We start from the raw sequence: 798 nt of genomic DNA on the forward strand, positions 1-798 counted from the left end.
CAGGTCACCCTCCCAATGGCCGGGCACAGCGCGGTCGGCGGCCTCGGCGGGCCGGTCACTGATGGTGAACACATCGTGGAATTTCCCCCGCCGTTCGGTGTGGCCCCGGGATTTGCGGGCCGTGCGTTTCGTCGACAAGCGCTTGCTCAGATCGGCCCGCAGTTGACCACGAGTTTGGACGTAGAGGCACTGGTAGATGGTTTCGTGGCTCACCCGTGCCAGCCTGTCACCGGGGTGACCGCGCGCCAAGACATCGGCGATCAGTTTTGGACTCCATCCCTGATCCATCCAGTCCTCGATGGCCTCGCATAGCGCGCGGTCTTCGAGCTTGAATGCTTTGGGACGCTTGGCTTTCTGGGCGGCACGGGCATGGGCCAGACCAGCGTGATAATCCCCGTCGAGATTGCGATTGCGCTTGAGCTCACGGGAGATGACGCTGGCATTGCGGTCGAGCTGACCGGCGATCTCAACCTGAGTGAGGCCCTTGTCCAGACCCCGCATAATGACCAGGCGTTCTTCGAAACCGAGCCGATGTCCCCGCGCGCCAGGCCGGGTCAGATCACCCGGTTCGGCCAGGCCGGTATCAGAGCCCGTACCACTTCGTAATTGCATTGATCCAGCGTCATGCCACCAGCTCCATCCGGTCTGGATCGACACACCGACCTGACGGCCGGCTTCACGCAATGATTCCCCGGCACACACCCGATCAAAGAACTCTCGCCGCATCGAACGCGGATAAGCACCTGGCACCTGCAACCTCCCTAAACATGGAAATTGCATTGACCGTATGAATCTGCC

General features: G+C 61.7%; 1 protein-coding gene. It reads right to left on the minus strand.

What is annotated here, in order from left to right:
• On the minus strand, positions 1-750 hold a 750-nt coding region (locus JF781_RS28050), incomplete at its 3' end, for an IS30 family transposase (RefSeq protein WP_225330682.1).
• Between the last annotated feature and the right edge of the window lie 48 nt (positions 751-798).

It is taken from the genome of Mycobacterium sp. WUMAC-067 (assembly GCF_020217485.1).
GTDB lineage: Bacteria > Actinomycetota > Actinomycetes > Mycobacteriales > Mycobacteriaceae > Mycobacterium.